Origin of the sequence: Mordavella massiliensis, from assembly GCF_016901695.1 — a bacterium.
Classification (GTDB): Bacteria; Bacillota; Clostridia; order Lachnospirales; family Lachnospiraceae; genus Claveliimonas; species Claveliimonas massiliensis_A.
This window is the reverse complement of record NZ_JACJKS010000074.1, coordinates 1-457: the sequence shown is the minus strand read 5'-3', so window position 1 is coordinate 457 and position 457 is coordinate 1. Positions and strand designations below refer to the sequence as shown.

The 457-nt window shown below is 50.5% G+C and carries 2 protein-coding genes; both read right to left on the bottom strand.

The window, feature by feature from the left end; translation table 11 throughout:
* Positions 1 to 247, bottom strand: a 247-nt coding sequence (locus H6A20_RS13160) for a hypothetical protein (RefSeq protein ID WP_204907543.1), incomplete at its 3' end; no start/stop codon positions are given.
* Positions 244 to 457 (bottom strand): transposase (locus tag H6A20_RS13155; protein WP_204907542.1); only part of this gene is annotated, 214 nt, incomplete at its 5' end. The genes H6A20_RS13155 and H6A20_RS13160, both read right to left, overlap by 4 nt.

Sequence of the window (457 nt, the reverse complement as noted above, 5' to 3'; positions counted from 1 at the left end):
TCAGGTCTTTCAGATCTTCATGGCGTTCCTTTAAGCGTGTCACGGGATCCGGGATGGTCACATCCAGTCTGCCGGCAGCATAGGACTGGCAGTACATACAGACCATATCTTCCAGGATGGAGGCAGTGTTGAAGTCCTTGTAGGGTTCATCTTCAAAGTGGACGAGAAGCCAGTCTTCCAGCTCCTGTGGAAGAGCAAGGTTGTTCTTTTGGGCGCAGCAGCGCAGGAAGGTTCTGTCTGGTATCATAAGCGGATCTCCTTTCCATCCTTTGCATCCTCCAGGACTGTTAATGGATCTTTGGAAAACTTGAGCTTTCCGCAGGTGAGAAGGATACGCCTGCGGAAGGCTTCAAAGCTGTGGAGGCCGAAGGAGACACGCTTCAGGACTTTGATCTTGTTGTTCAGGCCTTCGCTTAAACCATTGGACTTCCCGTACTTCCAGCTATTCTGTATGTAG